1 protein-coding gene and 2 pseudogenes are annotated in these 2,206 nt (G+C 63.4%); 2 read left to right on the forward strand and 1 reads right to left on the reverse strand.

All coding sequences use genetic code 11. The annotated features are described in order from the left end of the window. Positions 1 to 80: pseudogene (locus YU1_RS33820) on the forward strand (IS5/IS1182 family transposase); the annotation flags it as partial. Between the two features lie 9 nt (positions 81 to 89). Next, a pseudogene (locus YU1_RS31330) lies at positions 90 to 902 on the forward strand (IS3 family transposase); the annotation flags it as partial. Here YU1_RS31330 and YU1_RS0125575 read toward each other — a convergent pair. Continuing rightward, a complete protein-coding gene (locus tag YU1_RS0125575) occupies positions 899 to 1,543 on the reverse strand; it encodes a hypothetical protein (protein ID WP_029006460.1) in 645 nt (214 codons plus the stop codon). The pseudogene YU1_RS31330 and the gene YU1_RS0125575 sit on opposite strands and share 4 nt — an antisense overlap. Positions 1,544 to 2,206: the final 663 nt, after the last annotated feature.

Raw genomic sequence — 2,206 nt, forward strand, 5'->3', positions numbered from 1 at the left:
TCGCCACACGATATGACCGGCTCGCGACCAACTTCCTGGCCGCCGTCTCCATCGCCGCAGCCGTAAGCTACTGGTTATGAGTCTGGGCCCTAGGCCAACACCGATCGACACAGCGCAAGATCCCGACCCGGCCCGACGATGAGGCGGCGCTGACGGCCGATATCGTAGCGCTCGCTGTCCAGTATGGCCGTTACGGCTACAAGCGGATTGCGGCGCCGCTGCGGTCGGCTGGCTGGAGCGTGAACCTGAAGCGGGTCGAACGGATCTGGCGACGGGAGGGGCTGAAGGTGCCGATAAAGCAGCCAAAGCGCGGCCGGCTCTGGTTCAACGACGGCTCGTGCGTCCGGTTGCGTCCGGATCGGCCAAACCACGTCTGGTCCTACCACTTCGTCGAGGATCGCACGCACGACGGCCGTAAGCTCAGGATGCTCAACGTGATTGACGAGTTCACGCGCGAGTGCCTGACGATCCGGATCGGGCGACGGCTCCGGTCGACCGACGTCATCGACGTGCCGTCCGACCTGTTCATTCTCCGCGGAGCGCCGGGGCACATCCGATCCGACAAGGGACCTGAGTTCGCCGCCAAGGCCGTGCGCGAGTGGATAGCAGCGGTCGGCTCCCAGACCGCCTTCATCGAGTCTGGTAGTCCACGGGAGAACGGCTTTTGCGAGAGCTTCAACGCCCGACTTCGGGACGAGTTGCTCAACGGCGAGATCTTCTACACGCTCGCCGAAGCCAAGGCTGTGATCGAGGGCTGGCGGCGGCACTACAACGCCGTCCGACCGCACTCGGCGCTCGGCTACAGGCCGCCCGCGCCCGAGGTCGCTCTATGGCCGGTTGCGCAACCCCGACCAGCTCCGCCGGCCACACCAACCGTCGCGTCAGCGGCGCTCATGAACTAACATTGTAACCGGACCGCTCGATGGGGGCCAGCCAGGAGGATTTGCCTTACGGTCGCGGGCGCTTCGGTCGCGGGACGAGCCAGCCCGTGCCCGACGATCTGGTATTCCGGATCGAAGGCCGGCCAGTCACCACCGACTTCGGCCATCATCCGTTTCCAGTGGTCCTGATGGCGTTGCCAAAGATCCGGCCCCTCATCGTCGGCCGGGAAGGGATGCGCCGTCAGAAATCTGCCGAGTTCCGCTACGCGCCCGATCGAGAACGTGTCGCTCGCGAGCGGTTCGAGGATATCCCGCGCGATCACGCTTCGACGGGGAATGATCCGGCCTTCCCGTGTGACTTGCGCTTCGGTGACGATCGGGGTGACTTCGGGCGGAAGGCCATCGCTGCGCGCATATGTATGCCTGCTCTGGCAGCGAACGTGGAGCGGGCGATAACTGACCGAGACGCGCTGCACACGCGCCGGCAACTCGGAAAAAAGGAAATCGACGGCCGCTCGGCCAAGAATGCCAGTTGCCTCTTCTTCAGCCGACAGGCTGTGAAACTCCGCGGACTCCCTTGCCTTCAGGCATCCGTCTCCGATCGCGCTATCAGCGGCAGCCGAGCGCCAGTATTTCAGAATAGAAAGATCCGGCCTGGCCATTGGCTGTCCAAGAAGCGTTTGTCCTATCCGCTATCTCCCACAGCGTTGTCGGGCGTTCAACATCGGCATGGCCAGTACGTCGTTTGCGGGAATATCTGGTGTGGCCGCGAAGGCGCAGCTGGGGCCGAGATCTGACTGTCTTCTATTGGGGACTTCGGACGTAAAGCGGACATATCGCTGATGACTGACCGAGGCCGTCACTGACCCAAAGGCGAACTTGGGAATGGCCGCTTGTTGGAACCCGGCCAAGCTCCGCCGTTCAGCCCCTCGCCCGCGCCATGTACTGGGACCTGATGAACCATGTGTGCGCGCCGCCCTATTTTCCGCGCTTCACCGTGACCCAAAGCTTGAAGCAACTCTACTGACCGCCTAGGTGAGCGGGGGCGGCCATCCAAAGACGTCATCGTGGGGGATGTCGAGGTCGCGCATGTGGTAGCGCACCACAAGAAGCTGCTCGAGGCCAGCCATGGTCGCGGCCGGCGGAAGGGGGAGGCGCCACGAGTCGAGATGCGCGCCCAGGAACATGCGCCGGCAAATTTTGATCATCTCGTCTGAGAACACATCGGGGTCTAGGTGGTGTGGACAGTTACCTGATCCACAGGACGATGGCAGCGATTGTGACGATGGCGAGGTAGTTTCGCGCGGTCTTCTCGAAGCGGGTCG

This window comes from Azorhizobium doebereinerae UFLA1-100 (genome assembly GCF_000473085.1).
Lineage (GTDB): Bacteria > Pseudomonadota > Alphaproteobacteria > Rhizobiales > Xanthobacteraceae > Azorhizobium > Azorhizobium doebereinerae.